Source organism: Marinomonas algarum (genome assembly GCF_020532605.1).
Taxonomy (GTDB): Bacteria; Pseudomonadota; Gammaproteobacteria; order Pseudomonadales; family Marinomonadaceae; genus Marinomonas; species Marinomonas algarum.
This window is the reverse complement of sequence record NZ_JAJATW010000009.1, coordinates 99,189-126,031: the sequence shown is the minus strand read 5'-3', so window position 1 is coordinate 126,031 and position 26,843 is coordinate 99,189. Positions and strand designations below refer to the sequence as shown.

The 26,843-nt window shown below is 46.0% G+C and carries 20 protein-coding genes and 1 tRNA gene; 6 read left to right on the top strand and 15 right to left on the bottom strand.

Annotated features, from left to right (window positions below):
• Positions 1-443 precede the first annotated feature (443 nt).
• Positions 444-2,420: a methyl-accepting chemotaxis protein gene (locus tag LG368_RS07830; RefSeq protein WP_226754174.1), complete on the top strand. Its 1,977-nt coding sequence runs from the start codon at positions 444-446 to the stop codon at positions 2,418-2,420.
• A gap of 90 nt (positions 2,421-2,510) precedes the next feature.
• Here LG368_RS07830 and serA read toward each other — a convergent pair whose 3' ends face one another.
• The 11 genes from serA to tkt all read right to left on the bottom strand — a co-directional run bounded on the left by serA (position 2,511) and on the right by tkt (position 16,615).
• On the bottom strand, positions 2,511-3,740 hold the full coding sequence (gene serA, locus LG368_RS07825) for a phosphoglycerate dehydrogenase (protein WP_226754173.1): 1,230 nt from the start codon (positions 3,738-3,740) through the stop codon (positions 2,511-2,513).
• A gap of 204 nt (positions 3,741-3,944) precedes the next feature.
• A complete protein-coding gene (gene trmA, locus LG368_RS07820; RefSeq protein ID WP_226754172.1) occupies positions 3,945-5,048 on the bottom strand; it encodes a tRNA (uridine(54)-C5)-methyltransferase TrmA in 1,104 nt (367 codons plus the stop codon).
• A gap of 71 nt (positions 5,049-5,119) precedes the next feature.
• Positions 5,120-6,115 (bottom strand): hypothetical protein, encoded by a 996-nt coding sequence (locus LG368_RS07815; RefSeq protein WP_226754171.1) that lies wholly within the window; start codon positions 6,113-6,115, stop codon positions 5,120-5,122.
• Between the two features lie 3 nt (positions 6,116-6,118).
• Positions 6,119-6,814 carry a 5'-methylthioadenosine/S-adenosylhomocysteine nucleosidase gene (gene mtnN / locus LG368_RS07810; protein WP_226754170.1) on the bottom strand — a complete coding sequence of 232 codons (696 nt, stop codon included), beginning with the start codon at positions 6,812-6,814 and terminating at the stop codon, positions 6,119-6,121.
• 9 nt (positions 6,815-6,823) lie between these two features.
• On the bottom strand, positions 6,824-9,463 hold the full coding sequence (locus LG368_RS07805; protein WP_226754169.1) for a hypothetical protein: 2,640 nt from the start codon (positions 9,461-9,463) through the stop codon (positions 6,824-6,826).
• The gene (locus tag LG368_RS07800) at positions 9,454-10,575 is read right to left on the bottom strand and encodes a type 1 periplasmic-binding domain-containing protein (RefSeq protein WP_226754168.1); all 1,122 of its coding nucleotides are present in this window, start codon (positions 10,573-10,575) and stop codon (positions 9,454-9,456) included. The genes LG368_RS07805 and LG368_RS07800 overlap by 10 nt, the downstream gene beginning before the upstream one ends.
• Positions 10,576-10,730: 155 nt before the next feature.
• Positions 10,731-10,815 (bottom strand) — tRNA-Leu (locus LG368_RS07795).
• 168 nt (positions 10,816-10,983) lie between these two features.
• Positions 10,984-12,051 (bottom strand): class II fructose-bisphosphate aldolase, encoded by a 1,068-nt coding sequence (gene fba / locus LG368_RS07790; protein WP_226754167.1) that lies wholly within the window; start codon positions 12,049-12,051, stop codon positions 10,984-10,986.
• A 263-nt stretch (positions 12,052-12,314) separates the two neighbouring features.
• Positions 12,315-13,478: a phosphoglycerate kinase gene (locus LG368_RS07785; protein ID WP_226754166.1), complete on the bottom strand. Its 1,164-nt coding sequence runs from the start codon at positions 13,476-13,478 to the stop codon at positions 12,315-12,317.
• 31 nt (positions 13,479-13,509) lie between these two features.
• Positions 13,510-14,544, bottom strand: coding sequence for a type I glyceraldehyde-3-phosphate dehydrogenase (locus tag LG368_RS07780; protein WP_226754165.1), 1,035 nt, complete (start codon positions 14,542-14,544; stop codon positions 13,510-13,512).
• 73 nt (positions 14,545-14,617) lie between these two features.
• Positions 14,618-16,615, bottom strand: a complete 1,998-nt coding sequence (gene tkt / locus LG368_RS07775) for a transketolase (RefSeq protein WP_226754164.1) — start codon at positions 16,613-16,615, stop codon at positions 14,618-14,620.
• A gap of 369 nt (positions 16,616-16,984) precedes the next feature.
• Between tkt and metK the strand changes: the two genes are divergently transcribed.
• From metK to LG368_RS07750, 5 genes are all read left to right on the top strand, one after another.
• Positions 16,985-18,148, top strand: a complete 1,164-nt coding sequence (metK, locus tag LG368_RS07770) for a methionine adenosyltransferase (protein WP_226754163.1) — start codon at positions 16,985-16,987, stop codon at positions 18,146-18,148.
• 141 nt (positions 18,149-18,289) lie between these two features.
• Positions 18,290-19,021, top strand: coding sequence for a 16S rRNA (uracil(1498)-N(3))-methyltransferase (locus LG368_RS07765; RefSeq protein WP_226754162.1), 732 nt, complete (start codon positions 18,290-18,292; stop codon positions 19,019-19,021).
• Between the two features lie 113 nt (positions 19,022-19,134).
• A complete protein-coding gene (locus tag LG368_RS07760; RefSeq protein ID WP_226754161.1) occupies positions 19,135-20,628 on the top strand; it encodes a TolC family outer membrane protein in 1,494 nt (497 codons plus the stop codon).
• Between the two features lie 186 nt (positions 20,629-20,814).
• Positions 20,815-21,765 carry a glutathione synthase gene (gene gshB, locus LG368_RS07755; protein WP_226754160.1) on the top strand — a complete coding sequence of 317 codons (951 nt, stop codon included), beginning with the start codon at positions 20,815-20,817 and terminating at the stop codon, positions 21,763-21,765.
• A gap of 4 nt (positions 21,766-21,769) precedes the next feature.
• Positions 21,770-22,627: an energy transducer TonB gene (locus tag LG368_RS07750; RefSeq protein WP_226754159.1), complete on the top strand. Its 858-nt coding sequence runs from the start codon at positions 21,770-21,772 to the stop codon at positions 22,625-22,627.
• A gap of 65 nt (positions 22,628-22,692) precedes the next feature.
• On the opposite strand, the gene rpoH is transcribed toward LG368_RS07750, so the two are convergent.
• From rpoH to ftsY, 4 genes are all read right to left on the bottom strand, one after another.
• Positions 22,693-23,559 carry an RNA polymerase sigma factor RpoH gene (gene rpoH / locus LG368_RS07745; RefSeq protein WP_226754158.1) on the bottom strand — a complete coding sequence of 289 codons (867 nt, stop codon included), beginning with the start codon at positions 23,557-23,559 and terminating at the stop codon, positions 22,693-22,695.
• Between the two features lie 246 nt (positions 23,560-23,805).
• A complete protein-coding gene (gene ftsX / locus LG368_RS07740; protein ID WP_226754157.1) occupies positions 23,806-24,813 on the bottom strand; it encodes a permease-like cell division protein FtsX in 1,008 nt (335 codons plus the stop codon).
• Positions 24,810-25,484 carry a cell division ATP-binding protein FtsE gene (gene ftsE / locus LG368_RS07735; protein ID WP_226754156.1) on the bottom strand — a complete coding sequence of 225 codons (675 nt, stop codon included), beginning with the start codon at positions 25,482-25,484 and terminating at the stop codon, positions 24,810-24,812. The genes ftsX and ftsE overlap by 4 nt, the downstream gene beginning before the upstream one ends.
• 28 nt (positions 25,485-25,512) lie before the next feature.
• Positions 25,513-26,841, bottom strand: a complete 1,329-nt coding sequence (gene ftsY, locus LG368_RS07730; RefSeq protein WP_226754155.1) for a signal recognition particle-docking protein FtsY — start codon at positions 26,839-26,841, stop codon at positions 25,513-25,515.
• Between the last annotated feature and the right edge of the window lie 2 nt (positions 26,842-26,843).

Here is a 26,843-nt window from a genome sequence, read left to right as displayed (position 1 = left end):
ATTCACTTAAGCGACTCATCTTCTTAACTTAGTTTAGTAAGCTAAGGCTTGAAGCCCTGTCCGTGTCAGCGAGGGCGTATATTAAGGATCTACAGATTTTGTGCAACCCTTTTTTGAAGAAAAACACAATTTGTACAAATTAATTTGAAACAAGGACAAAACAGATCAAGAAACGATCAGAAGTAGGCCGTTTTGATCGAATAACGATCAGAAGTAGGCCGTTTTGATCGAATAACGATCAGAAAAACCTTTCTCCACCCTACCTATTTACTCAACATACAAAGCACCTTCTAACGAGTTGAAAATATACCAACCACAGATTAAGTAGCTAGCTCATTGTCACATTTTCGTCATATCTAGCCATTAAGGTGGGCTAAGCGCCACATAACATTATGTGAAAGCCAAGCTGCACTTTATTACATCCGTTTAAATAGGCCTCTAAATTGAAAATATCCCACGTCACCCGCACCACCACAGCGAGCTATCTAATTATTGCTGCGATGCTCGTCGTCTTATTGATTTGGAGCCTAGCAAAGTTTCAAAGTGCCTTGGAACAGAATAGAAATTACGCTCTGGTGTGGGAACAATCATCCATCACACTAAAACAACAGATTGAAGACTATTTATCCTCTGGTGAAGCATCACTTTTATCACCAGCGCAGGCATTTATACAAAACAATATTCGCCCAACCCTCGAAACGCTTCCTAAATATGTGAGAGACCCGATTAACCAGCAACTTGGGTTAATTGAAGACAGCTTAGGTTCTGACATACGAGCAGCGGGTAAGTTAGCAGGTAACCCCTATGCCTTGATAGAAAATAACGAGTATCAGACGTTACTTTCTTTAAATAGCTTGGCGGATAGAATAGGTGCTTACCGGGAAAAAACTAGCATCATCACAGCTGCACCTTACATTGCCCTCCAAGCAAAGCTTTATGAGAATTTTACCCAAGTCAGTAGCGCAAAAGATGAGTACCTTTCAACACAAGCACTCAGCAGCCGTTCACACCTGAAAAAAGCCATTGAACGCTTTCAATTCAATATCCAAGCACTTAGCGACCTTCCTACCTTACCGCTTGATAAAGAACAGCATACCAAGACAGAGGACGATTTATCCTCTTTAATGGGTTGGTCTTCTACAGAAGATGAAAACACCATACAAACAGATCCATTAGAAGACGTTAAACTTGAGCTGCACACTTGGTCATTACGTTACCTGAAAGACGTGGAAAGCAGTTTAAGCAATATCCAACAGGCGCAAAAAGCTCAAGAGAAAGTGCGAAACCTTATCTTTCAATTAGAAGACACCTTAAAAACAGGTACACAAGACATCCAAAACAGCGCAGAAACGACGCAACAACACACACTATTCGCTTTCTCTGTGTTTGTTATCTTAATGGTGTTCACCACTATCTCTGTGCATATTTTTCAAAATCGCGTTGTCGTAAAAAGTGCTCGTGACCTTTACATCACCGTTAAAGAATTGGTCGAACACCAAAGCATTAACCGACTTACTATTAGTAAGAATAAAAACGAGCTATCCGATGTCGCGCACTATTTGAATCGTTATTTAGAACAAATCGCCGTGCAACGACAACAAAGAGATACCGAGTTGAATAATATCTCTACCTCTTTGAATGAGATGCTTACTGCATTTGGACAAGTTCATGAACTCAGCGTTGCATCACGTCAAGGTCTCGATGACACACTAAATATGTCAAACCAAGTAGAGACTCTTGCCAATAAAGCCGAAGTGCGTGCTCACGAAGTGGCCAATTACGCAAGTGAAACAACCACGGCAATGGCTCACAGTGTTGATCAAGCCGCATTGTTAACAAGCGCCAATCAAACAACCATTGAACGACTCAATCATAGTCAGCATGCATTAACGCATCTCGAAGAATCTGTTTCTAATGCATCTTCCATCGTTGGTGGCATCAAAGACATTTCTGAGCAAACCAATTTATTAGCGCTTAACGCTGCAATTGAAGCCGCACGAGCAGGAGAGCATGGTCGCGGATTTGCTGTTGTCGCTTCTGAAGTACGAACTCTTTCCAGTCGCACGCAACACTCGTTAGAAGAGATGACACAAATCTTTTCTCGCCTGACAACGGCAACAAACCAGCTTAAACAAAATTTAAATTTAATAGAAAGCGCCTCGGCTGAACAAATCAGTCTCACTCACGCATTAGGACAATCTGCTCAAAATATTTTAGACAAATCCAAACAGTCCACTCACCTAGCGAAAAAAGCCTCAGGGTACGCGGCTGAGCAAAAAATGAGTATGGGCAAACTCAGTCACTCTGTTGTGACCGTTAGGGAGCAGGCAACAGAGTCGGAGTCTTTTATGTCTGACGTTACAGCAAGCATTAAGCAAAAAATCCAAGACATCACAACGACACTAGGCATCAATAAATAGAGTATAGATAGAGCTAAGAGGCCGACACAAAAAATCCAGCCGCAGCTGGATTTTTGTTATCAATGTGAAGATTATCGAGAAAACAGACGTCTAAAACAGAACACGTGCTTTTACAGTGCCTTCGACTTCACGCACTTTTTCCAATGCAAGCTCACCTTCTTCTGCATCCACATCCATGACCATGTAACCTAACTTCTCCGTTGTACGAAGATATTGGCCCGTAATATTGATGTTGTGTTCAGAGAAAATCGCATTGATTCGAGACAAAACACCGGGGCGGTTTTCATGTATGTGCAAAATACGGTGATTGTCTGCTTGAGCAGGCAAGGCTACTTCTGGGAAGTTGACAGCAGCAATGGTTGTACCCACATCGGAGTATTTAATCAGCTTCTCAGCCACTTCAATACCAATGTTTTCTTGGGCTTCCATGGTGCTACCACCAATGTGAGGCGTCAAAATCACATTGTCTAGACCGCGCAATGGTGAAACAAACTCTTCATTGTTGCTCTTTGGCTCTACAGGGAACACATCAACAGCAGCACCAGCAAGATCGCCAGCTTTAATTGCATCAGCAACCGCGTCTAAATCAGCAACGGTTCCGCGTGATGCGTTAATGAAAATAGACCCTTTTTTCATCTGAGAGACTTCTTTGACACCAATCATCATTTTTGTTGAACGCGTTTCTGGTACGTGCAAACTAATAATATCACTGGTTGAAAGTAACTCTTTCAGGCTTTTTATTTGACGAGCATTACCCAGTGGCAATTTGGTTATGATGTCGTAGAAACAAACCTCCATACCCAAAGACTCTGCCAATACACTCAATTGCGTACCAATACTACCGTAACCGATAATACCCAAGCGCTTACCACGAGTTTCAAATGACCCTACTGCAGATTTGATCCAGCCGCCGCGATGACAAGCCGCATTTTTTGTAGGAATACCACGAAGCAATAAAATTAACTGACCTAATACAAGCTCAGCCACACTTCGAGTGTTCGAGTAAGGCGCATTAAAAACAACGATACCCTTTGAACTTGCTGCATCCAAATCAACTTGGTTTGTGCCGATACAGAAACAACCGATCGCAACCAAACGGTTCGCGTGCTCTAGCACTTTCGCCGTTAACTGTGTGCGGGAACGAATACCAATGAAGTGCGCTTCCGAAATCTTCTCGATCAGTTCATCTTCAGCTAGTGCTGTTTTATGGTATTCGATGTTGGTGTAGCCTGCGTCATGCAATGCATCCAATGCAGATTGATGAACGCCTTCTAACAACAAGATTTTGATTTTGTCTTTGTCTAGTGAGTTATTACTCATGGCTCGTTCGACTTCTCTATGGTGGTGGGGGAAAAAGATAAAGGATCTTAACACAGAAACCCTTCTAACCTAAGACAGGTAAGGGAATGTCTTTCATTATATCAAGAACAATACTCATGAATGGTACCAACAAAAAGCCATATCGCGCACAGGCTGCGATGCAGCTTTTTGTTAAAAAAACCGGCTATTTAAATACGGTAAAAGCTAGTTCGTTGTTTTTCTTTGCAAATATACGCCAGTTTCAACGTGGTGAGTATAAGGAAACTGGTCAAACATAGCATATCGAATAACATCATGCGTAGTGGATAACGCTTCTAAATTGGCTTTGAGTGTTTCCGGGTTACAGGAAACATAAAGAATCGCATCTATTTTCCGTACCAGTTCAACCGTCGCATCATCCAACCCCGCACGTGGTGGGTCAACCAGAACAACTGATGGAGAAAGCTCACTAACACCGGCCTGTACTAAGCTCTTAGGTAACTCACCATCCCCATTAAGCGCAGCAGAAACATCTTCGCTGGCCATTTTAACAACCTGTACATTATGCATGCCATTAATCGCAATATTGAGCTGTGCTGAGTTCACCGACACTTTAGATATCTCAGTGGCGACAACACGATCGAATTGACGAGAGAGCGGTATGGAGAAATTACCGTTGCCGCAGTACATTTCCAATAAATCCCCAGACGCCTCTTTCGTGACGTCCAGTGCCCATTCTAACATCTTCTCACTGATACCGGCGTTTGGCTGAGTAAAGCTGTTTTCAACTTGCTGATAATGAAATTTTTGACCATGAACGGTCAAGGTTTCCATCACAAAGTCACGGGTTAGAATTTGCTTTTTCTTACGACTTCGACCAATAAAATGACAGGCAGGAAATGCCTTATTGAGCTGCTGAGCCGCCGCGTTCCATTCCTCACCGATCGGCTTGTGATAAAGCAAGCTGATCAGTGCCTCACCCGTTGTAGTGGTCAAAAAATCCACTTGGAAAAGCTTATGACGCAAGATTGGCGTATCACGTACTGCATCCAATAATTGTGGCATCAAGGTGTTGATCTGAGTGGATGCCGCAAGAAATTGGTCTGTACGAATTGGCGTTCTTGGGTCGGCTGAATCGAACATGGCATAAAATAAATCATCGCCATCGTGCCAAATACGAAATTCAGCGCGCATACGGTAATGGGTCGGAACACTGGGATACACTTCCATTTCAGGTAATGACAGCGTTGCCATTAATTCCGCTAAGTTGGCTTGCTTATCGTGCAACTGCTTTTCATACATTTCTGGCTGGATTTGATCCGGTCTCATGATTTACTTCTCTTGAAAACGATGGGTGAAGAGTGCATAGCGCGCATTATACGAGTTACACAAAAACAAATCTAATGAAGGTACTCAGGACCAAGCAATATGACCATAGACAAAGTAAGCGAGAATTTACCATGGTAATCATCCTCTTCATCGTGCGTAAATTGAGGCTTTAATTGCCCAACAAGCCATTTTTTGTACAATAGTCGCTCATATTGAACATTGTACAAATAGCTGTCTGGTGATAATTCATGTTCACCCGATTGTAAAAAACTTAATTGGTAACCTACGCGATTTTTATCATCTAATCGTTGCTGAATCGCAAAGTTTTCACGGCCATAAAAACGATTTTCTCTATCAAGCCAAACAACAGAAAAATCCGTACTGTATGCTAATTCAGGCGTAGCGGTATAACCCAACCCTAAACGGTAACGTGCACCGACACCTTTAGAATAATAAGCAAACAACTCTTGGTTTTGCCACCATTGCCATTGGTTAATTTGACGACCCTGCTTGAAACGAAAACGTATAAAAGGATCTAATGGAAAATCCACTCTTACCCCAGCGTCAACATCCAAGCCTAAGTCTTCTTCAATATAACGAACCGCCGCAGAAATATTCGTCGCCAAAGCCGACTCAACGACACCCTCTCTCTCAGACGATTCATTTTGAACGCTTTCTGGCGCCAATGTGTCGGGCTCCGACTCAATGACCAAACGCAGACGATCCTGAGTATTTGGCAACCTAAGCTTAGCACTAAAGTCAAAAAAACTGGCGCGTGTACCGTCGCCGACCGTCGAGCCGAAGCGAATTTCCACCTGACTGTCTTGATTTAAAAAATCCGATTGCTCTGTCGATTCTTCACCCGATAAAAAACCATCAACACCACTTGACCAACGACCAATCGTTTTAGAGACACTTTCGTGAGAGTCTAACCACCAAGATGTATCCTGCCCTGCTGTCTCACCCTCTGATACTAGGGCACTATCAACATTTTCCGCCCACACCGTCGAACAGAAGCAGCCAGCAAACACCAACAAGAGCACACTTGGCTGCTTTTTAAAAAGCATGAGTTAGTCAGCCTTAAGCATTTGCTGAATCATCAAAGAAGAGTTCTCAGCCGCAACTTTTAAATACTCTTCAAAGCTCTGAGGGGACTCCTTACCAGCGACATCCGACAGCGCACGCACCACCACAAACGGTGTATCAAATTTAAAACATACCTGAGCCACCGCCGCCGCTTCCATCTCAACCGCGACCAGATCGGGAAAGATTGTACGTACAGCCTCTACCCGAACAGGGTCACTCATAAAACTGTCCCCTGTACCAATCAAGCCAATTTTGGCTTTTACAGAGGTCGTTGCCTGTACCGCTTGCTGGGCTTTTTGAACCAAAGTTGGGGCAGCCGTATAAGTAGCAGGCATATTCGGTACTTGTCCCATGACGTAACCGAAAGCCGTTACATCGACATCGTGGTGTAGTACCGCGTCAGAAATCACCACATCACCCACTTGCAAATCGGCATCATACCCACCTGCCGAGCCAATATTAATCACATAATCTGGCTTAAACTGAGACAACAGCAACGTCGTTGATACAGCGGCATTCACCTTGCCAATACCCGATTTAAGCAACACCACTTCTTTACCTTCAAAAGAACCACAGTAAAACTCACAGCCCGCTATGGTCTCTGCACGAACTTGCGTCATCCACGCCTTAATAACCGCAATTTCTTCATCCATGGCGCCAATTAGTCCAATTACACTCATGTGTTACTCCTACTGTTGATTTGTCATCCCACTGGGATCCTTGTTATACCGCATTAACATTTTTGCAAATTCACTGATCTTTTCATTTGAATAAGGCTGCTCCATGGCAGAAAGGACAACATTATCCGGCATTCCTTGCCACCTTTGTACAGAAAAAAAACGGATGTTTGGCAGGGCATACTGTATCGATACCAATAAATGAGAAGGTTGAGGCTCTAATAAAATGACCTGCGCATTGCCATAATATGAAAAAACAGACGCATCATCCGATAAATCGTCGAGCCATTGTGTTGTCACTTCGAATTTTGCAAGCGATGCATACCAAATGGCTTTTGCGACTCGGCTTCCTCCAACCACCAACCAAGTCATCTCCTGATCGCTTTCTACCCTAAAAGGAATAGGAGGCAAAGCAAGCGCTTGTTTAAGCGCCTTATGCAGATTGTAATCAAAACAGCACCCTTTCAAAGTCAGTACATTCCTGTCTTCCTTGGCGGTGTGTGTACTGTTCAGCCAAATAATAGGGAGTTTTTCACCCTGATGTTTTTGTCTTAATGCCGACGTCATCTCAGCCTGTGCGGCGGTGTTCGTATCACAGCCAATGAACACCGCTGCGTACAAAGCTTTTGTATTGGGTTGGGTAAAAAAACGATGACTTGATTCATACATCTCTACGATCAAACCAAAGCGCAACAGCATGGCTTCCACCTCTTCAGCGTGAGGATAGTCATTAGTAATCCATGCCACCACCTGACCGTGCATAGATGGACCAGAGGAGACAGAAGAAACCAAATCAGCCTCCTCCAACCACTCTTTAACAACCGTATTCAAACGCAAGGCATTGTTTTGCAGCACCGTATACTGGCCTCCCATGGGGGTCAGCAAGGTTTCAATTATCCAAAAAAAGAGGGGACGAAACGCCATGTCGTTCATCACCGTCATTTCCAATTCGGGACCGTCTGACTGTACCGTTAAACGTCGTTCTGCCATATCATTAGACATGGCCATCATCAAAAGCACGCGAATAAGCCCCCGGAAATGCGCATCTACCTCGACTTTCCTTTGTCCCATTTCGGCAGAACACTCTAAAATAACTCGGTTCGCTTCAGAACCCATTGCCGCCATCACTTGAGCACTTTCCTCTGCAAACACATCACCCAAGGGATAATAGGCGCGGCCATCGCTCTCATCATCAGAAAAAACAGGAGTACGGATGTCGCTCAAAACAGACAGCAAAAGGGTCAACCAACCCTTTATATGCCTATCGTTGATTGCCTCTGGTAACTGCACTAGGTAACTCAACTCACTGATCAAAGCGTCCGTGTCCGCTTTTTTTAATACCGCCGTTGAAAGAGGCTGTAACTGTTCAAGTTGCCAACTTAATCGTGTCTCTTCTGTTACGTTACGCCCTATGAGTAACACGCTGCGAAATCGATTCTCATTATAATAAGAGTAAGCTTGCCACTGATATATACTTCCCACCTCGTTCATCGTCAGTGTAAATGTCACCCCAACATCGCCTTTTAATGCTGACTGTATCGCTTGATGGCAGACAATAGGCATAAAATCAAACAAGGTTCTTGCGTCGCTGGCTTCGGGAAAAAGCTGCTCTGCTTCACCATTCATTAACTCAATTTGTGCGACTTCATTACAGAAAATCACCGCACTATGAACAGATTCTGCCAACAAGGTAAAACGCGCCTGCTTGTTTTGAATCGCCTCTTTGTGCTGTAAACCTTGCTGCTGCAACGTTTGCAGTTCGTAAAAAGGCAACACGCCCTGCTCTTCGTCTAATGCAAGGCGAGCCAGTGGCTGAAAGAGAAAGGTTTTAAAAGCCCGAGATAAAAAGAAGTAAAAGCAGGCAAAAATAGCAGAGGCAATAAGAAGCAGTGGCACACTCTTAGGCACACTGTTTGAAGCAAAATCATGTTGCTGCACAATATCCAACTGAAGCGTCCCCTGAATAGCGGACTGCAATGGCAAACTGGAGCGTAGTACAGCACCGGAAAGGTCCACTCCCCCGACAGTCTCCTCCATTAAAAGACGTTTGTGGGTAGTGTCATACACACTGACTTGACTCACTTGCGCACTTTGCAGCAACTCACTGCCCAGCGTGAGATTGTCGTTAAGGGCAATAAAACCATACAAAGAGCCCATACTTTGTTGGTTAGCAGACAGCAGCTGTGTTTTCAAAACCAATAAACTGGCACCATCTTTTGTCACAACAGACACCCATTGATTAAGCAAGGCGTTCTTTAAAATACGGTCGAACTCTACCTCAGTAAACAGACGCGCTCTCGGGTCCATGGCATGTTCACCGTTACGCCATTCAATATAGAAGAAATCGAGCCCACCAAAAAACAGTACCTCATGGTGGCCGAACAAAACGTCTAAAGCACGCTCTTCTTCATAGCGCCTTAACGCTAAATCTTGCCCAATAAAGGTCATTTCGGCTTCGGCACGAGTAAGGTAACTATTGAAGGCTTGTTCAACTATTTGGTGTTTAAGCGCTAATTTTTGCTCTTCTGCTTTACCGTTTTGTACTTCGATAAAGTACAGACTCGATAACGTTATCGCGATGAACGCCATCAAAACCAAACCAAGCGCGGTCTGTTGTAATCGCTTTTGTAAGCTCACTGTGACTACGGCCATAAGGACCCCGAATAAGGATAAGCTTTCTGCATAACGAAACGCAGCACGACAGGATCAAGGCTTGCGGGTACAAGGGTCGAATTCGCAATGTATAAGGTAGGTAAGTTTTGCGCTTCTAAATCCAATTTGATCGCCTCAGCAATCGCAATCGACAGCTCATCCTGCATAAACACGGCACTGGCCATTAAAGCAGGGCTTGTCAAGCCTGACACACCCTGCCAAGAAACACCCCATCCGTTGGTTTTTACCCTAGCCGGCACATTCCATTGAGAATCCTCGTACTTTTGGCTTTGAATAGCAGCCAACACCCCTTCAGAAATAGAAGCAGAGCAACTAAAAACAAAATCCACAGGCGCTTCTTTTAACAATGCCTGTGTTAACGTAAACGCACTGTGCTTATCGTCAGAAGCCACATAAACTCGATCAATATGACGCTGATGCTTGACCATTTCATCAAGAAAAAGGTCACAACGGAGATGACTCAAATAATCAGCAGGTAACACCATCGCAGAAAGGCGTGCATCGGGTGGTAATGAACGGTGCAGATAGTCTGCCAGCATGGTGGTCACCTTCTTCTGATCAAAACCCAAATACATTAAAGGCGAGTGATGCAACCACTGCTTTAGTGGTGAAGCAAAATTATACACAATCACCTTGGTGTCACCAGAGCGTAAGAAACGTTCGACAAACCGGCGCTGAATCAGACCCAACTTGGTCATAACAATGTAGTCGGGCTGCGCATTGGTCAATTTCGTATAGGGCGAGAAATCCACGCCATCGACTGCATTGTCGACATAAATATCGAGGCGATAATCAATATTAAGTTCTCGCATTCGTCGACGAAAAGCCAATAAGAGCGCCTGGTTTTCAACCGAATCGACATCACCAAACAAAAACATCGCAACGTTAACTGAGCGCTGTTGTTGAATTCGAATAGGCAGAGGGGGCGATTGAAGAATAGACGAAAACTGCTCCGCTAACGGCCTTTGTCTGGGCATGGCTTGGTAAAAATCTTGGCCATCCATCAAGTCCATCGCAACACTCGATGCCCACGCAGTTGACATCGTGCTAGAACAACAGACCCAGACCAGGTAAAGCAGCAGTTTTCTCATGGCAACGTTCGTCCTAACTTCCGTCGAGAACGTTATTCTAACCAAAATAAAGCACTTTAGTGACTGCTAAAAGAAATGAAAATAAAGAAGAAAAAGAATATGCCAATAAATTTTGGGCATAAAAAAAGCCGACATAAAGTCAGCTTTTTTAAATATGGTGCGGAAGGAGAGACTCGAACTCTCACGCCGTGAAGCACTGGAACCTAAATCCAGCGTGTCTACCAATTCCACCACTCCCGCAAGGAATGGCGAGCATTATAGGCAAATGGTTTTTCTGGTCAACCATTTTTTTCACTTTTTATTCAAAACACCAAAAATGTGACCTGAGTTTGTCTATAATCTTGCCATTATCAACAATGTGAGGCGCTAAGCAGAGCTAATTCTGGCCTAACGCCTTATTAACGCATCTTAGAAAGAGCGGCCATCCGCGTATTCGCCACGCTCATAGCGCACTGCCATTTCTTCCAGATCCATAGTATGGATACGAGACGCTTGACCAGCACAACCAAACGCTTCATAACGATCAATACACACCGCTTTCATCGCACGAATACTTTCGGTTAAGTATTTACGTGGGTCAAAGTTGCCTTTGTGCTCGGCAAGACTGCGACGAATTGCGCCTGTAGCAGCCAAACGCAAGTCGGTGTCAATGTTAACTTTACGAACACCGTAACGAATCGCCTTAACGATCTCATCCACTGGCACACCATAAGTTTCTGGAATATCACCACCAAACTCGTTGATGATCTCTAACCAATCTTGCGGCACAGAAGAAGAACCATGCAACACAATGTGTGTATTCGGTAACAAATCTACAATTTTTGCAATACGCTCAATATCTAGAATATCGCCCGTTGGTGGACGGGTAAATTTGTATGCACCGTGACTTGTACCAATGGCAACAGCCAAAGCGTCAATACCCGTAGCGTTAACAAAATCAACCGCTTCTTGTGGGTCTGTCAGCATTTGATCCATGGTCAAAATACCCGATGCGCCAACACCGTCTTCTTCGCCCGCTTCACCTGTTTCCAGTGATCCCAATACTCCCAGTTCACCCTCAACAGAAACACCACACGCATGAGCAAACTCAACCGTGCGACGCGTAACATCCACATTGTAATCGTAAGTCGCTGGCGTTTTACCGTCCGCCATCAAAGAGCCATCCATCATGACAGAAGAAAAACCCAGCTGGATAGAGCGCTGACAAATCGCAGGTGATGTACCATGATCCTGGTGCATCACAACAGGAATGTGTGGGTAGTCTTCAATGGCAGCGGCAATAAGGTGACGTAAAAAATGAGAACCCGCGTATTTACGAGCACCAGCAGACGCCTGCATGATCACTGGTGAATTCACTTCATGAGCCGCTTCCATGATGGCTTTTACTTGCTCCATGTTATTCACATTAAAAGCCGGTAAACCATAACTGTGTTCCGCAGCATGATCGAGCAGTTGACGCATACTAATTAAAGGCATAAAAAGATTTCCTCTGACAATTTGTCTTGATTGTGTTCATAACGAGTCGAGTTATGGTGTCGATAACTCTGTATTTTTAATCACAAGGCTGCTTTCACAGACTGTGTGGCTTACGCCTTATCGTTATTATCCTATTCGGCTATCAGCAAATAGGTCACTCTCTAGTTTATGGTTGCCGACACACAAAGGCGTCGGCAAATTGGGCTGCTTCACCCTTTATCACTTATAACGTGTTTTAGAATGATCTTTGCCATTCTTTGATACTAATTTTGCGCGCGTGATTCCAACATCGCAACCGCTGGAAGTACTTTTCCTTCAACAAACTCCAAAAAAGCACCACCACCCGTCGAAATGTACGACACTTGCTCGGCGATATCGTATTTGTCTACCGCCGCTAAGGTATCACCACCACCCGCGATGGAAAAACCGTCGCTATTGGCAATCGCCATGGCTAACGCTTTGGTACCGCCACCGAACTGATCAAATTCAAACACACCCACTGGGCCATTCCAAATGATGGTTTTAGACTCTTCCAGCAAAGCCGCAAAGGCCACCGCCGCTTTTGGTCCTATGTCTAGAATCATATCATCAGGGCCAACATCCGCGGCGTTTTTTACCGTCGCTTCGGCATCAGGCGCAAACGCCGTGGCGACAACAACATCTTCTGGTAGTGGAATACTGGTTTTCGCCATCAAGGCTTTAGCTTGAGGAATCAGGTCTTCTTCGTACAAAGATTTACCAACAGGGAAGCCAGCCGCCGCCAAAAAGGTATTGGCAATACCACCACCGACGATTAACTGGTCCACTTTTTCAGACAAAGATTCCAATACGGTCAGCTTAGTCGATACTTTTGAACCACCGACAATCGCCGCCATAGGGCGCGCTGGGGTTGCCAAGGCTTTTTCCAACGCTTCTAACTCAGCAGACAACAAGGGGCCAGCACACGCAACAGGCGCGAATTTCGCGACGCCATGGGTAGATGCCTGAGCACGGTGAGCCGTACCAAAAGCATCCATTACAAAGACATCACACAAAGCGGCCATTTTTTGCGCCAGTGCTTCGTCATCTTTTTTCTCACCCGCATTGAAACGCACGTTTTCTAGTAACACCAACTGACCGGCTTCTACGTCAACGCCTTCAAGCCACTCTTTGGCCAGTGGTACATCCTGACCCAGCAAGTCTGCTAAGTGCGTTGCGACAGGTTGCAACGAATACTCTTCTTCATATTGACCTTCTGTGGGTCGTCCAAGGTGAGACATCACCATCACTTTTGCACCCGCAGCCAAGGCCAGTTTAATCGTCGGCAACGCAGCACGAATACGTGCATCACTGGTCACCTTGCCTTCTTTGACTGGCACATTTAAATCTTCACGAATCAAAACCCGCTTATTCGCTAGGTCAAGGTCTTGCATAGTCACTACTGTCATTTACGATACCCTCATCGTTTAACGTTTTAATCTACTCATCGTGTTGTGGTTGTGCTATCACGCTCGCCCAATGTTGAGCCACATCGAGCATTCGGTTCGCGTATCCCCATTCATTATCAAACCAACACAGCAACTTCACCATACAACCATCGATGACTTGAGTTTGTGTGCTGTCAATGATCACAGAACGTGGATCATGGTTAAAATCGACAGAAGCATGCGCTTCTTTTGTAAAGCCCATTAAACCTGCGTATTGAGTCTTCGACGCCTGTTCAAGTTGTCGGTTGATTTGCTCAACCGTGACAGGGCTTTCGGTACGTAACACCAAATCAATCACGGAGACATTTAATGTTGGTACACGTACTGCATTACAACCTATTTTGCCATCAAATTCGGGCATCATTCGTGTGATACCCTTTGCTAACCCCGTATCAACGGGAATGATTGAGCTTAAGGCCGCCCGCGTCAGACGCAAATCTTTGGTGTGGTAACCGTCGATCACTGGCTGATCGTTCATCGCAGAATGAATGGTTTGCGTCATACCATGGACAACACCGGCGCACTGCTTCACCACATCCAATACAGGAATCAAACAATTGGTGGTACAAGACGCCGCCGATACAATATTGTGGGCAGCCTGAATGTCTTGATGGTTAAAACCATATACTATCGTCGCATCTACATCCGCCGCGGCAGGTTGAGACAATAAAAGCCTAGGCACGCCTGCATCTAGGTAATCTTGAGCGCCATCACGACCAGAGAAGCTGCCAGAACATTCTAAAACCAAATCAAGCTGTAACGCCGACCAATCCAGTTCACTAGGTGATGCACAAGAGAAGCATAAAATCGCATCGTCCCCAATCAACAGAGTATTATTATCGACGGAAACAGGCTGAGGAAAGCGACCATGAGTGGTGTCATAGCGCGTTAAGTAACTGATTGTCTCAATATCGGACAATTCATTGATCGCCACCACTTGAATGTGATCGCGGTAACCGTTTTCGTATAAGGCTCGTAATACCGAGCGCCCGATACGGCCATAACCATTAATAGCGACTCGCAACATATTTTCACTACTTCATCGCAAAAGAAGAAGGAGACGCTTAAACGCGTCTCCTTTTAGGTCAGATAGCGCGGGACTAAGCCAAAAGCGTTTCGGCTGTCTCTACGACGTTATCCACGGTGAAGCCAAAGTGCTTCATCAAGTCGCCGCCAGGCGCAGACTCACCAAAGGTAGTCATGCCGACGATAGCGCCTTCAAAGCCCACATACTTGTACCAGAAATCCACATGCGCCGCTTCAATGGCAACACGCTTCGTCACAGCACGTGGTAAGACAGATTCTTGGTATTCAGCGTCTTGTGTGTCAAACACATTGGTGGATGGCATGGAGACCACACGAACCTTCTTGCCTTTCGCAGCAAGCGCTTCTGCAGACGCCTTAGCAAGACCCACTTCTGAACCGGTTGCAATCAAGATCAAATCCGGTGTGCCAGCACAATCTTGCAGCACGTATCCACCCTTCGCCACATCAGACAGCTGCTCTGCCGTACGACTCTGAGCAGGCAAACCTTGACGAGAAAATACTAGAGACGTAGGTCCGTCACGACGTTCAATCGACGCTTTCCATGCTACTGCCGTTTCTGCCGCATCACAGGGGCGCCATACGGACATATTCGGTGTCATACGCAAGTTAGCAAGCTGTTCAACAGGCTGATGCGTTGGACCGTCTTCGCCCTGACCGATGGAATCGTGGGTGTAAACAAACACGTTCTGAATGCCCATCAAAGCCGACATACGAACCGCATTACGAGCGTATTCCATGAACATCATGAAAGTGGCGCCGTAGTTAATGAAACCACCGTGCAAAGACACACCGTTCATAATGCCGCTCATACCGAATTCGCGTACACCATAATAGATGTAGTTGCCTGCGGCGTCGTCTTGAATGCCTTTTGAACCGGACCACAAGGTCAAGTTGGAACCAGCAAGGTCGGCTGAACCGCCAAGCAATTCTGGCAAAATCGCACCAAAAGCACCGATGGCATTTTGAGACGCTTTACGGCTGGCAATGTTCTCGCCCTTGTCTTGGCACTCTTGGATGAAGGCTTGTGCTTTCGCTTCGAACTCTGCCGGTAATTCACCTTTCACAACACGACGTTCAAATTCCGCCGCCAACTCCGGGTAAGCCGCTTGGTAGGACGCAAATGTTGCGTCCCATTCTGCTTCACGAGCAGAACCCACGTCTTTTGCATCCCAACCTTGGTACACATCGGCAGGGATCTCAAATGGCGCATGGGGCCAACCTAGGAATTCACGCGCCGCCGCGATTTCAGCATCGCCTAGTGGTGCGCCGTGACAATCGTGGCTGCCGGATTTGTTAGGAGAACCAAAACCAATCACCGTTTTACAACAAATCAATGTTGGCTTACGGGTTTCGGCTTGCGCCGCTTCAATAGCCGCTTTGATCGCTTCAGAATCATGACCATCCACATTGGCAATCACGTGCCAACCGTAGGATTCAAAACGCTTAGGAGTGTCGTCTGTAAACCAACCCTCAACATGACCGTCAATAGAGATGCCGTTGTCATCCCAAAAAGCAACCAACTTACCCAAACCCAAGGTGCCAGCAAGTGAACACGCTTCATGGGAAATACCTTCCATCAAACAACCATCACCGAGGAAGCAATACGTGTTGTGATCTACTACCGTATGGCCTTCGCGGTTGAACTGAGCCGCTAAGGTTTTCTCAGCAATGGCCATGCCCACAGCATTGCTGATACCCGCGCCCAATGGGCCAGTCGTCGTTTCTACCCCTTCGGTGTAGCCATACTCAGGATGGCCGGGCGTTTTAGAATGCAACTGACGAAACTGTTTTAGCTCTTCCATTGGCAGGTTATAACCTGACAAATGCAACAAAGAGTAGATAAGCATAGAACCGTGACCGTTGGACAAAATAAAGCGGTCGCGATCTACCCATTTTGAATTATTTGGGTTGTGCTTAAGAAAATCGTTCCACAATACTTCAGCGATGTCCGCCATGCCCATTGGCGCACCTGGGTGACCTGAATTGGCTTTTTGTATTGCATCCATACTCAATGCACGTATGGCGTTAGCAAGTTGTTTCCGAGACGACATGGTTATTCCACTCCTGATGGCTTAACGAACAATAGAAGCAACATTTTCTATGGGATAACACCACCATGCAATGCTAGCACGACAGGGTAACGCCCAAACATTGGGCAAAGAAAATGAAACAGCATTAAAATACGCCCCATCCTAACAAAAAATCCCCGCTTTGCCTCATTAAAATCGACCCTCTGGGTTGATATTTAACCAACACTGGTTCATTATTCGCAGCCTAAAGCGTCGATTTGTCTCGGCTTGCGGACGCTATATAAATTCAGCTAAACAGATTCAGATAAGACCTGTTTAGTATTTTTTATGCCAAACAGGTTTTTTTATGCCTGTTTAGCAACTCACTCAGCTAAAGAGGAAGTTTTTCTCATGTCCGAATATTCTTTGTTTACCTCTGAATCCGTTTCAGAAGGCCACCCTGACAAGATTGCAGACCAAGTCTCTGATGCGATTTTGGATGCCATTTTAGCGGAAGATTCTGAAGCTCGTGTGGCTTGTGAAACCCTAGTAAAAACCGGCATGGTGCTTGTCGCAGGTGAAGTACGCACCAATGCATGGGTCGACATTGAAGAAATCGCCCGTGGCGTGATTCGTGAAATCGGTTACAACAGCTCAGAAATGGGCTTCGATTGGGAATCTTGTGCGGTCATGAACGCCATTGGCAAACAATCCGCTGATATTGCCGTCGGTGTTGACGAAGCCAATGAAAAAGAACTGGGTGCCGGCGACCAAGGCTTAATGTTTGGTTTTGCCACCAATGAAACTGACGTATTAATGCCTGCTCCTATCACTTACGCGCACCGCTTAGTTCAGCGTCAAGCCGAAGTGCGTAAAAATGGCACATTAGACTTCTTACGCCCAGACGCAAAAAGCCAAGTGACTTTCCGCTACGATGAAAACGGCAAGCCGTGCGCCATCGACGCCGTGGTGTTGTCAACACAACACAGTTCTGCCGTAAAACAAGCAGACTTGCGCGACGCCGTCATGGAAGAAATTATCAAACCAGTTTTACCAGCAGAGTGGTTATCGAAAGACACCAAATACTTCATCAACCCAACCGGCCAATTTATCATCGGCGGCCCAGTAGGTGATTGTGGCTTAACGGGGCGTAAAATCATCGTCGACACTTATGGTGGCATGGCTCGTCACGGCGGCGGTGCGTTTTCTGGTAAAGATCCGTCGAAAGTTGACCGCTCTGCAGCGTACGCAGGGCGTTATGTGGCGAAAAACATCGTCGCGGCCGGCCTTGCTGACAAATGTGAAATCCAAATTTCTTACGCCATTGGTGTGGCAGAGCCAACGTCTATTAGTATTAATACGTTTGGCACGGGCAAAGTCAGCGACGCCGTTATCGCGCAATTGGTACGTGAGCACTTCGAATTACGCCCAGCCGGCCTGATTAAAATGCTCGATCTAAAACGTCCCATTTACTTGCCAACGGCGGCCTACGGTCATTTTGGCCGTGAAGGAGAAAATTTCACTTGGGAAAAAACCGACAAAGCCGACACATTGCGCACAGCCGCTGGTTTATAATTTCGTCTTTTTCCGCTATAAAGCCCTCTTCTGCTCACGCGGTTCAACCTAGGTTGAATCGCTGCCCGTAGATGGGGGCTTTTTTGTGCCCTTGTATTATTCTTCTATTCTCTTTTTATTTGACGCTTTATAGGACAACGCATGCGGATTCCCAGAATTTATATCGACACCGAACTCAATGAGAATACCACCCTTGCTTTGCCTGAAGCGTCCTTCCAACACCTCTGTAAAGTACTGCGCCTAAAAGGAGGTCATCCATTACGCGTTTTCAATGGTAAAGGGGGGCAGTTCAATGCGGTGTTGATCGATGTGGGAAAACGCAGTGCCAGTATCCAAGTTCATGACTTTGAAGCCTTACACAACGAATCACCGATCAAAGTCACTATCGGGCAAACCCTGTCCCGTGGCGAACGCATGGATTACGCGATTCAAAAGGCGGTCGAAGCCGGCGTGTTTGCTATTCAGCCACTCTTTAGCGAACGTTGTGAAGTGAAATTGCAAGATAATCGCATCGAAAAACGTCTACAGCATTGGCAGCAGGTTGCCATCAGTGCCGCCGAACAATGTGGTCGCGGCTGTGTGCCTACCGTATATCCGCCTATTGAACTCGTGCAATGGACTGAGAAATGTAACAATATGTTAAAAATGACATTGCATCATCATAGCGCCAAACCGATTCGTGATAGACAAAAACCGACGGATAATACGGTCGCACTTTTGGTTGGACCAGAGGGTGGTTTAACAGAAAATGAAGTACAACATGCTGAAAAACATGGATTTTATGCAATAACACTTGGACCCAGAGTACTGCGTACCGAGACGGCACCTGTGGTTGCGCTTAGCGTCATTAATACATTGTGGGGGGATATATAATTTCCCTTATACAACAAAACAGCAACATAATTAGCAGACAAGTCGCTTTATGATCTCTCTCCTAATGCTGATAAAAATCTAGACAAGGTGGTGATATGTTTTATCGAATAGCAATGACGTGCACAGCATACGTAGGAATGACGTTACTGTCTTCCACAGCCAGCGCTATTTCTCTTGAGCAAGCGACGTATACGGCAATAGAAAATAGCCCGACCGTAAGGCAAGCGATCGCAACGTACCGAGAATCTCAAGAAAATGCCGACATTGCTCGTCGTTCTGGATACTACCCTAGTATCGATTTGTCCGCCGGGATTGGTCGCGAAACAACGTACGCTGACGAATCGAGCTCTGATGATATCAGCCTGACACGTCGCGAACTTACGCTGTCGTTGAACCAGCCTATTTTCGATGGCTTTTCTACAAAAAACGACGTTGAACGCTTAAACAGCGAAGCTGAAGCAGACCGCTGGGATGCTCTTATTGCGGTTGAAAACACGGCTCTCGAAGTCGCTCAGGTGTACGCGAATATTTTACGTTATCGCGAGCTGGTGTCTTTGGCAGAATTAAACCTTAAAACCCACGACCGTATTTATGGGCAAATTAAGCTCAAAAGTGACTCAGGGATTGGTCGCCAGTCGGATCTAAATCAAATTACGGCCCGCCTCGCCAAAGCACAGGCGAACTATGCTTCGGCCATGAATAACCTTATCAATGCCGAAAGTAACTACAATAATATTGTCGGTGAACTGCCACCTGAAGAGTTAATTTACCCAGTACCTGACCAAGAGCTGGTACCACAGGATCTTGAGTCAGCAATTCAAGCCTCACTACAGAAAAACCCAGCAATCGAAGGCGCTTACTGGGACATTGAAGCAACCAAAAGTCTTGAAAAAGCCACTGAAGCTGAAAAATACCCTACGATCAATTTTGTTTTAGAGCGTACATGGGATGACAACATTGACGGTGACGAAGGTGCAAGTGAAGACCTGCTGGCTATGGTTCGTCTCAATTACAATTTGTATAACGGCGGCACTTACAAACGTAGAAAAGAAGCCGCGGTACAACAGAGCCTACAAGCCTCTGAGATACGTCGAAAAACTATCCGCGATACGGAATTAACAGTGCGCCTCTCTTGGGCCGCCTATGAAGCGACCAGTAGACAAAAAGAATTTCTGAAAAAATACGTCATTGCGACAAAAGAATCACAACTGGCGTATGAAAAGCAGTTTCGCTTGGGGCGTCGTACCTTACTGGACGTGCTAGACAGTGAAAATGAGCTGTTTCAAGCACGCCAAGATTATGTCAACGCTGATTATGACCAGCTTTTCTCAGAGTTTCGCTTGTTCAATGCCAAAGGAGAGCTTATGCGTGCATTCCGTATCTACCGCCCTCAACTATTGGGCTTTGAAGAAGAGTTTGTTAAACCTGTACGAACCGTGACGGAACCCGTTACCGCTTTAGACGAACTTAAAGCAGCAGAAGAAGCGGCCAATACAGACGCACTTAATACCGACAACGCAGCGACAGTCAAACCGACGGATGAACAAGATGGGTTAACGGAAAGCGATCTATTCTTAGACGCGGATCAAAACTCGAACTCTTGGTAAGACCTTCTGGTAAGACCTTCTGTTAAGCCATTCGGGTTGATCCGTTTGGCTTAACGCTCCTCTCGCAAAACTATCTGTCTTGCATGGGTGTTTTTTCTTCTCAGCGCCCCCATATTTCTATAGCATCATTACATCAACAGATTAGACCAAGCAGCCATGCGTTGCTTCTTGCTTTAGGATCGCCATATGACCATTAAACTCGGCATTGTTATGGACCCAATCGAGTCCACCAATTACAAAAAAGACACGTCATTAGCCATGCTATGGGCCGCGGCTGAGAAAGGCTGGCAGCTCATTTATATGGAACAAAAAGATTTGTTTCTGGAAAATGGTGTTGCCTACGCCATGACTCGACCACTTCAAGTACACAAGGATCCAGCGCATTTTTATGACCTTGGCGAAGAAAGCAAAATGGCATTGGGCGAGTTAGACGTCATCCTAATGCGCAAAGACCCACCGTTTGATAGCGAATTCGTCTACAGCACCATGATTCTAGAGCAAGCCGAGCGTGACGGCGCTATGGTGGTGAATGATCCGAAAAGTCTACGCGACTGCAATGAAAAGCTTTTTGCCACTCAGTTCCCACAGTGTTGTCCAGAGGTGTTGGTAACACGTCGAGCAGACTTACTAAAAGCCTTTCATAAAACACACGGTGATGTCATCTTCAAACCCCTAGATGGCATGGGCGGCACCTCCATTTTCCGTCTCAAGCCGGATGATTCTAACGTCAGCGTTATCATCGAAACCCTGACGAATCTAGGCACTGAGCAAATCATGGCACAACAGTTTATTCCTGAGATAAAACAGGGAGATAAGCGCATTCTGGTCGTTGACGGAGTGCCTGTACCTTACGCCTTGGCTCGTATTCCTGCGTCTGGTGAAACCCGTGGTAACTTGGCCGCCGGTGGGCGTGGAGAAGGTCAACCATTATCAGATCGAGATCGTTGGATCTGTGATCAGGTGATTCCTTCCCTGAAAGAGAAAAACTTAATGTTTGTGGGTCTTGATGTGATCGGTGATTACCTTACTGAAATCAATGTCACCAGCCCGACTTGTGTGCGTGAACTCGATACACAATTTGGTCTAAACATTGCCATGCAACTTATCGATGCCATTGAGAAACGCCTTGTAGCTTAATGTCATGCGAGCCATAGACACCTTTTCCATTACCCTGTTCATCGCCATTAGCCTGCACGTGCTTATGGTGATGATCATTGGGTTTGATTTTACGCTACCGAGTCCTAAGCCAAAAACTCTCGAAATTACCTTAGTACAGCACTCAACCAAAGCGCCCACCGAGGCAGACTTTATTGCACAAGCAAATCAACAAACCAGCGGTACCGAAGTACGTAAGCAAAAACTGACGACGACGGAAAACACACGTTTTTTATCCGATACGATTCAAGAAATCTCGCCACCTATACAACCGCAACTGGCCTCTGCTCAACCTATTGATCAACCGAACCTCATTGCCACTCAACAAGGCGCGGTGTTTGAAGTGGTCAACGATGTGGACGTTCAGCCTAAAACACTGGAAGAAGAATTTCGTGGAGAAACTCAGATTCCCAGTCATATTTCCAACGACATTGCGACATTGGAAGCTCTACTCGACCAACAACGTCAAGCCTATGCAAAACGCCCTCGGGTACGTCGCCTCACCTCTGTCTCTGCCAAAGCCGCCGTTGATGCACAATACCTAGACGATTGGCGACGTCGCATTGAACGCATTGGCAATATCCATTACCCAGAGGAAGCGAAACGCAACCACCTCTACGGCGAACTCCGTCTTGCGGTGATGTTATTGCCTAACGGATACGTTGATGAGATCGAAATACTGCATTCGTCTGGCATTCGAGTACTCGACGATGCCGCCATGCGCATTGTGCGACTGGCGGAACCTTTTCAACACTTTCCGAGCGAACTCAAAACAGAAGTAGATAAACTGGAAATCATTCGTACCTGGCGCTTTGTCTCAGGCAACCAGCTGCGTAGTCAATAATCTAAGAGAGCACGTTAGACACAAAAAAGCCCTCACATTGAGGGCTTTCGGTGCCTATAAGGCGATCAATCAAATTGACCATCACCCATGGCTAGGCGTATTTTCTTCATGGCATTTTTTTCAAGTTGTCGGATACGTTCAGCGGAAACACCGTATTCATCCGCTAACTCATGCAAGGTTGATTTGCCATCGGACAACCAACGCTGTACAAGGATGTTTCGACTACGCTCATCCAGATCGGCCATAGCAAGCTCAAGGCGCTGATTGGAATCTTCTTCCCAATTACCGTTTTCTAGTAAGGTTGCTGGGTCTGCTCGGTGATCTTCTAGGTATTGAGCGGGTGCTTGAAACGCACTTTCATCATCGTCATCCGCGGATGCGTCAAACGCCATATCAGAAGAACTTAAACGCCCTTCCATCTGACGAACGGTTTCTGGCGTCACGCCTAAATCACTGGCCACAGACTCTACCTCAGAGTTACTAAACCAAGATAAGGTCTTCTTTGCACTGCGCAAATTAAAAAACATTTTGCGTTGTGCTTTTGTGGTCGCCACTTTCACAATGCGCCAGTTTTTCAGAATAAATTCATGTATCTCTGCTTTGATCCAATGCACAGCAAAAGACACCAGACGCACACCCACTTCAGGGTTAAAGCGCTTCACCGCTTTCATCAAACCAACATTGCCTTCTTGGATCAAGTCACCTTGAGCCAGACCATACCCTGAATAACTTTTTGCGATGTGCACAACAAATCGTAGATGCGACATAACCAGTGTACGTGCTGCTTCTAAATCTTCTTTGTAATAAAGACGCTCAGCAAGCGTCTTTTCTTCGTCCGCCGTTAAAATTGGAATACGGCTAACGGCTTGTATGTAAGATTCAAGGTTTTGACCTGGAATCATCATGTCTGTAGGTTGGAGAGCTTTACCCATCTCTGTTTCCACCTTTTTAATGGTTCATACTGTCTGTGACAAATTATAACATGCCAAAATACTAGCAAGTAACGCCGGTTTATATGTGACTTAAATAAGAATAAATCATGGCGATCCTCTTGAAGAGCCTGCTTTTAACCCCATTATTTACAATGCGCTGCCTAATATACGGCTGTTCTGTATACGAAAGTGAGGTGCAAATAGTGTTAAAAATGTTTTTTTAATCAAAAAAGCATTAAGCAATCGTTATTGCAACTCAATATTGGCAATGTGTCGATTAACGGCAATCCATGCACCTATCACTCCCACAAGCGCGCTAATAGTTAAACACAAAACAATCTCATCTGCATTAAAAGTCTGTAACTGAAAACCGCTTTGATAAAGCTCTATTAGCCGCTCGGCCGGTGAGCTCACCCACCAGCTGAGCACAAGAATGCATAGGCTAGCAAAACACCCTCCTAGCACGCCAAACCAAAATCCCATATACAAAAAAGGCCGACGAATATAGGCATCGGTTGCGCCAACCAACTTCATTACCAGCACTTCGTCACGACGGCTTTCTACTGCCATACGTATGGTGTTGCCGACAATTAACAACACAGCCACTATTAGCAATATCGACAATGCATAAGAAAAACGTTGTCCAAAGCTCAATATACTGGCGAGGCGCTGTAACCATTGTGCGTCTAGCTCTGCATGATCCACTTCTTTTTGTGACGCCAATTGATCGCGTAAAGCTTGCAAGTTAGGCAAGGTGGCAACATCGACCACTTCGTTGGGAAGGACTCGTAACACAATAGGCAAAGGATTTTCAGGCAAGGCAGACATGATTTGTTCATAGCCACTCGAACGCTCAAAATAGCGTAAGCCTTCCTCTTTAGAAATGTATTCCACCGATGCAATCTCTTCCTGTGCAGACAAACGATGGGAAAGTGCCAGTGCTTGCGTGTCTTCTAACTCAGGAAAAAGGTACAGCGTAATGACCGACTGTTGCTCCCATTGATCCGTCACTGCATGCACATTTTTTAACAAAACATACAAACCACCGGGCAAAGACAAAGCAATCGCGATGACCATCACTGTCATCACACTGGCCAATGGGTAATGCACCAAACGCATAAAACTTTCTGCTAATGTCGCCTGGTGTTGGCGAAAGTATTTACCAGGCTGAAACGCCGATCGTGTTGGCCAATGATGTTGAGTGGCTTTAACGGACTGTCGAGTGGCACCGCGCTGATTCGGTCTTTGTGTCATGAGCCAAAGCCCCCATCATTCACCATGCGACCATGACTTAAGGTCAGCACACGATGGCGCATACGAGCAACCAAGGCCAAATCGTGACTGGCCACCAATACCGTGACCCCAACTCGGTTAAACTCTTGGAATAGGTTCATAATTTCCGCCGACAACTTAGGGTCGAGGTTCCCTGTGGGTTCATCGGCTAAAAGAAGCTGAGGCTTATTGACCACCGCTCGGGCAATACCAATACGCTGCTGTTCACCACCCGATAACGCCATTGGATTGTATTTCTCTTTGTCGAGTAGGCCAACTTTGTCTAATGCCGCACGAACACGCTTCGCAATTTGTTGGGGGTCTGCACCACTGACCTGCAATGGCAAAGCCACATTGTGAAAAACACTGCGATCAAACAACAACTGGTGATTTTGAAACACAACCCCAACACGCCGTCGATGTTGGGGAATAGCCCGGCGACTTAAGGTGCGTAAATCCACACCATCGATCAAGATTTGCCCCGACGTTTGGCGCTCAATCATCATCATTAATTTCATCAGGGTGCTTTTGCCTGCGCCGGAATGCCCTGTAAGAAAAGCCATTTCACCTTGCTGAAGATGAAAGCTCACTTGAGATAAAGCCTCTTGCCCGCTCTCGTATTTTTTTCCTACTCGCTGAAATTCAATTTCCACGCTAGACCCGCACCCCTCATACTAAAATTTATTCGTTATCAAACAACGCATCCACAAACTCTTGCGCAACGAAAGGACGTAAATCATCCGCTTGCTCACCAACACCAATGTAACGTATTGGCAGAGCAAATTGTTTCGCAATGGCGAAGATGATGCCCCCTTTTGCCGTACCGTCTAGTTTTGTCAGCGTAATCCCTGTCACACCTACCGCTTCTAAGAATAACTTCGCCTGACTGATCGCGTTTTGTCCGGTTCCCGCATCCAATACCAACATCACTTCATGGGGCGCCTGCACGTCGAGCTTTTTCATCACCCGAACCACTTTGGACAGTTCATTCATCAAATTGGCTTTATTTTGTAAGCGACCAGCGGTGTCGGCAATCACAATGTCCACGCCTTTGGCTTTTGCCGACTCGATCGCATCGTAGATCACAGAAGCAGAATCGGCACCTGTATGCTGAGCGACAACAGGCACATTGTTGCGCTCACCCCATACCTGTAATTGCTCAACAGCAGCGGCTCGAAAAGTATCGCCCGCCGCCAACATAACACTTTTACCTTCAGCCTGATATTTTTTCGCCAGCTTACCAATGGTGGTGGTTTTACCGACCCCATTGACCCCAACCATAAGAATCACAAAGGGACCATCTTGATGGGTTGGCTCTAAAACCTGCTGCGATGCACCTAAAATACCTTCCATGTCCGCTTTTAGGTGACTCAACAAGGTATCCGCGTTTTTCAATTCTTTACGATTTAACTTTTCTGTCAGCCCTTTCATCAAAGCTTGCGTGGCATCCATTCCCACATCCGCCATTAATAACTGGGTTTCCAGTTCTTCTAATAAATCGTCATCGACCTTTTTGCTTGTCCCAATCACAGAAGACAAGCCATTACCCAGTCCACTTCGAGTCCGTGACAACCCTGACTTAATCCGTTGCGCCCAAGATAAAGTGGGTTGTGCTGGCTGACTGGCTTTTTCTTCAGGCGCTTTATCCGGCACCTTGTTAGCCACTTTATCCGCCAATGGCTGCGTCGGTTTGCCATCTACCCCATCTTTTACCGTGGGCACTTCCACCGGTTCATCTGTCACCACAGACTCTGCCGTCGCCGCTTTTGCTGTTGCTTCGGCGTTGTTTCCCAACACTTCTGATGACTCTGCGTCTTTTTCGCCTGTGTTAGACGCTTCTATATCCTTTTTCTTCGCCTCAATAATATCTGCATGCATTTTATTCACGAAACGACGACGAATAAAAAACGCAATCACCGCTAACAGCGTACCGATTGCGGCAGGAACATAACGCGCATTCTCGCCCAAATAAGGCGTGAAAAAAGCAATAATTTGATTAACAATTTCCATTC

Coding starts and splice junctions, on each gene's coding strand:
- serA (WP_226754173.1), bottom strand. CDS start 3,740: ATGAGTAATAACTCACTAGACAAAGACAAAATCAAAATCTTGTTGTTA.
- trmA (WP_226754172.1), bottom strand. CDS start 5,048: ATGAGACCGGATCAAATCCAGCCAGAAATGTATGAAAAGCAGTTGCAC.
- LG368_RS07815 (WP_226754171.1), bottom strand. CDS start 6,115: ATGCTTTTTAAAAAGCAGCCAAGTGTGCTCTTGTTGGTGTTTGCTGGC.
- mtnN (WP_226754170.1), bottom strand. CDS start 6,814: ATGAGTGTAATTGGACTAATTGGCGCCATGGATGAAGAAATTGCGGTT.
- LG368_RS07805 (WP_226754169.1), bottom strand. CDS start 9,463: ATGGCCGTAGTCACAGTGAGCTTACAAAAGCGATTACAACAGACCGCG.
- LG368_RS07800 (WP_226754168.1), bottom strand. CDS start 10,575: ATGAGAAAACTGCTGCTTTACCTGGTCTGGGTCTGTTGTTCTAGCACG.
- fba (WP_226754167.1), bottom strand. CDS start 12,051: ATGCCTTTAATTAGTATGCGTCAACTGCTCGATCATGCTGCGGAACAC.
- LG368_RS07785 (WP_226754166.1), bottom strand. CDS start 13,478: ATGACAGTAGTGACTATGCAAGACCTTGACCTAGCGAATAAGCGGGTT.
- LG368_RS07780 (WP_226754165.1), bottom strand. CDS start 14,544: ATGTTGCGAGTCGCTATTAATGGTTATGGCCGTATCGGGCGCTCGGTA.
- tkt (WP_226754164.1), bottom strand. CDS start 16,615: ATGTCGTCTCGGAAACAACTTGCTAACGCCATACGTGCATTGAGTATG.
- metK (WP_226754163.1), top strand. CDS start 16,985: ATGTCCGAATATTCTTTGTTTACCTCTGAATCCGTTTCAGAAGGCCAC.
- LG368_RS07765 (WP_226754162.1), top strand. CDS start 18,290: ATGCGGATTCCCAGAATTTATATCGACACCGAACTCAATGAGAATACC.
- LG368_RS07760 (WP_226754161.1), top strand. CDS start 19,135: ATGACGTGCACAGCATACGTAGGAATGACGTTACTGTCTTCCACAGCC.
- gshB (WP_226754160.1), top strand. CDS start 20,815: ATGACCATTAAACTCGGCATTGTTATGGACCCAATCGAGTCCACCAAT.
- LG368_RS07750 (WP_226754159.1), top strand. CDS start 21,770: ATGCGAGCCATAGACACCTTTTCCATTACCCTGTTCATCGCCATTAGC.
- rpoH (WP_226754158.1), bottom strand. CDS start 23,559: ATGGGTAAAGCTCTCCAACCTACAGACATGATGATTCCAGGTCAAAAC.
- ftsX (WP_226754157.1), bottom strand. CDS start 24,813: ATGACACAAAGACCGAATCAGCGCGGTGCCACTCGACAGTCCGTTAAA.
- ftsY (WP_226754155.1), bottom strand. CDS start 26,841: ATGGAAATTGTTAATCAAATTATTGCTTTTTTCACGCCTTATTTGGGC.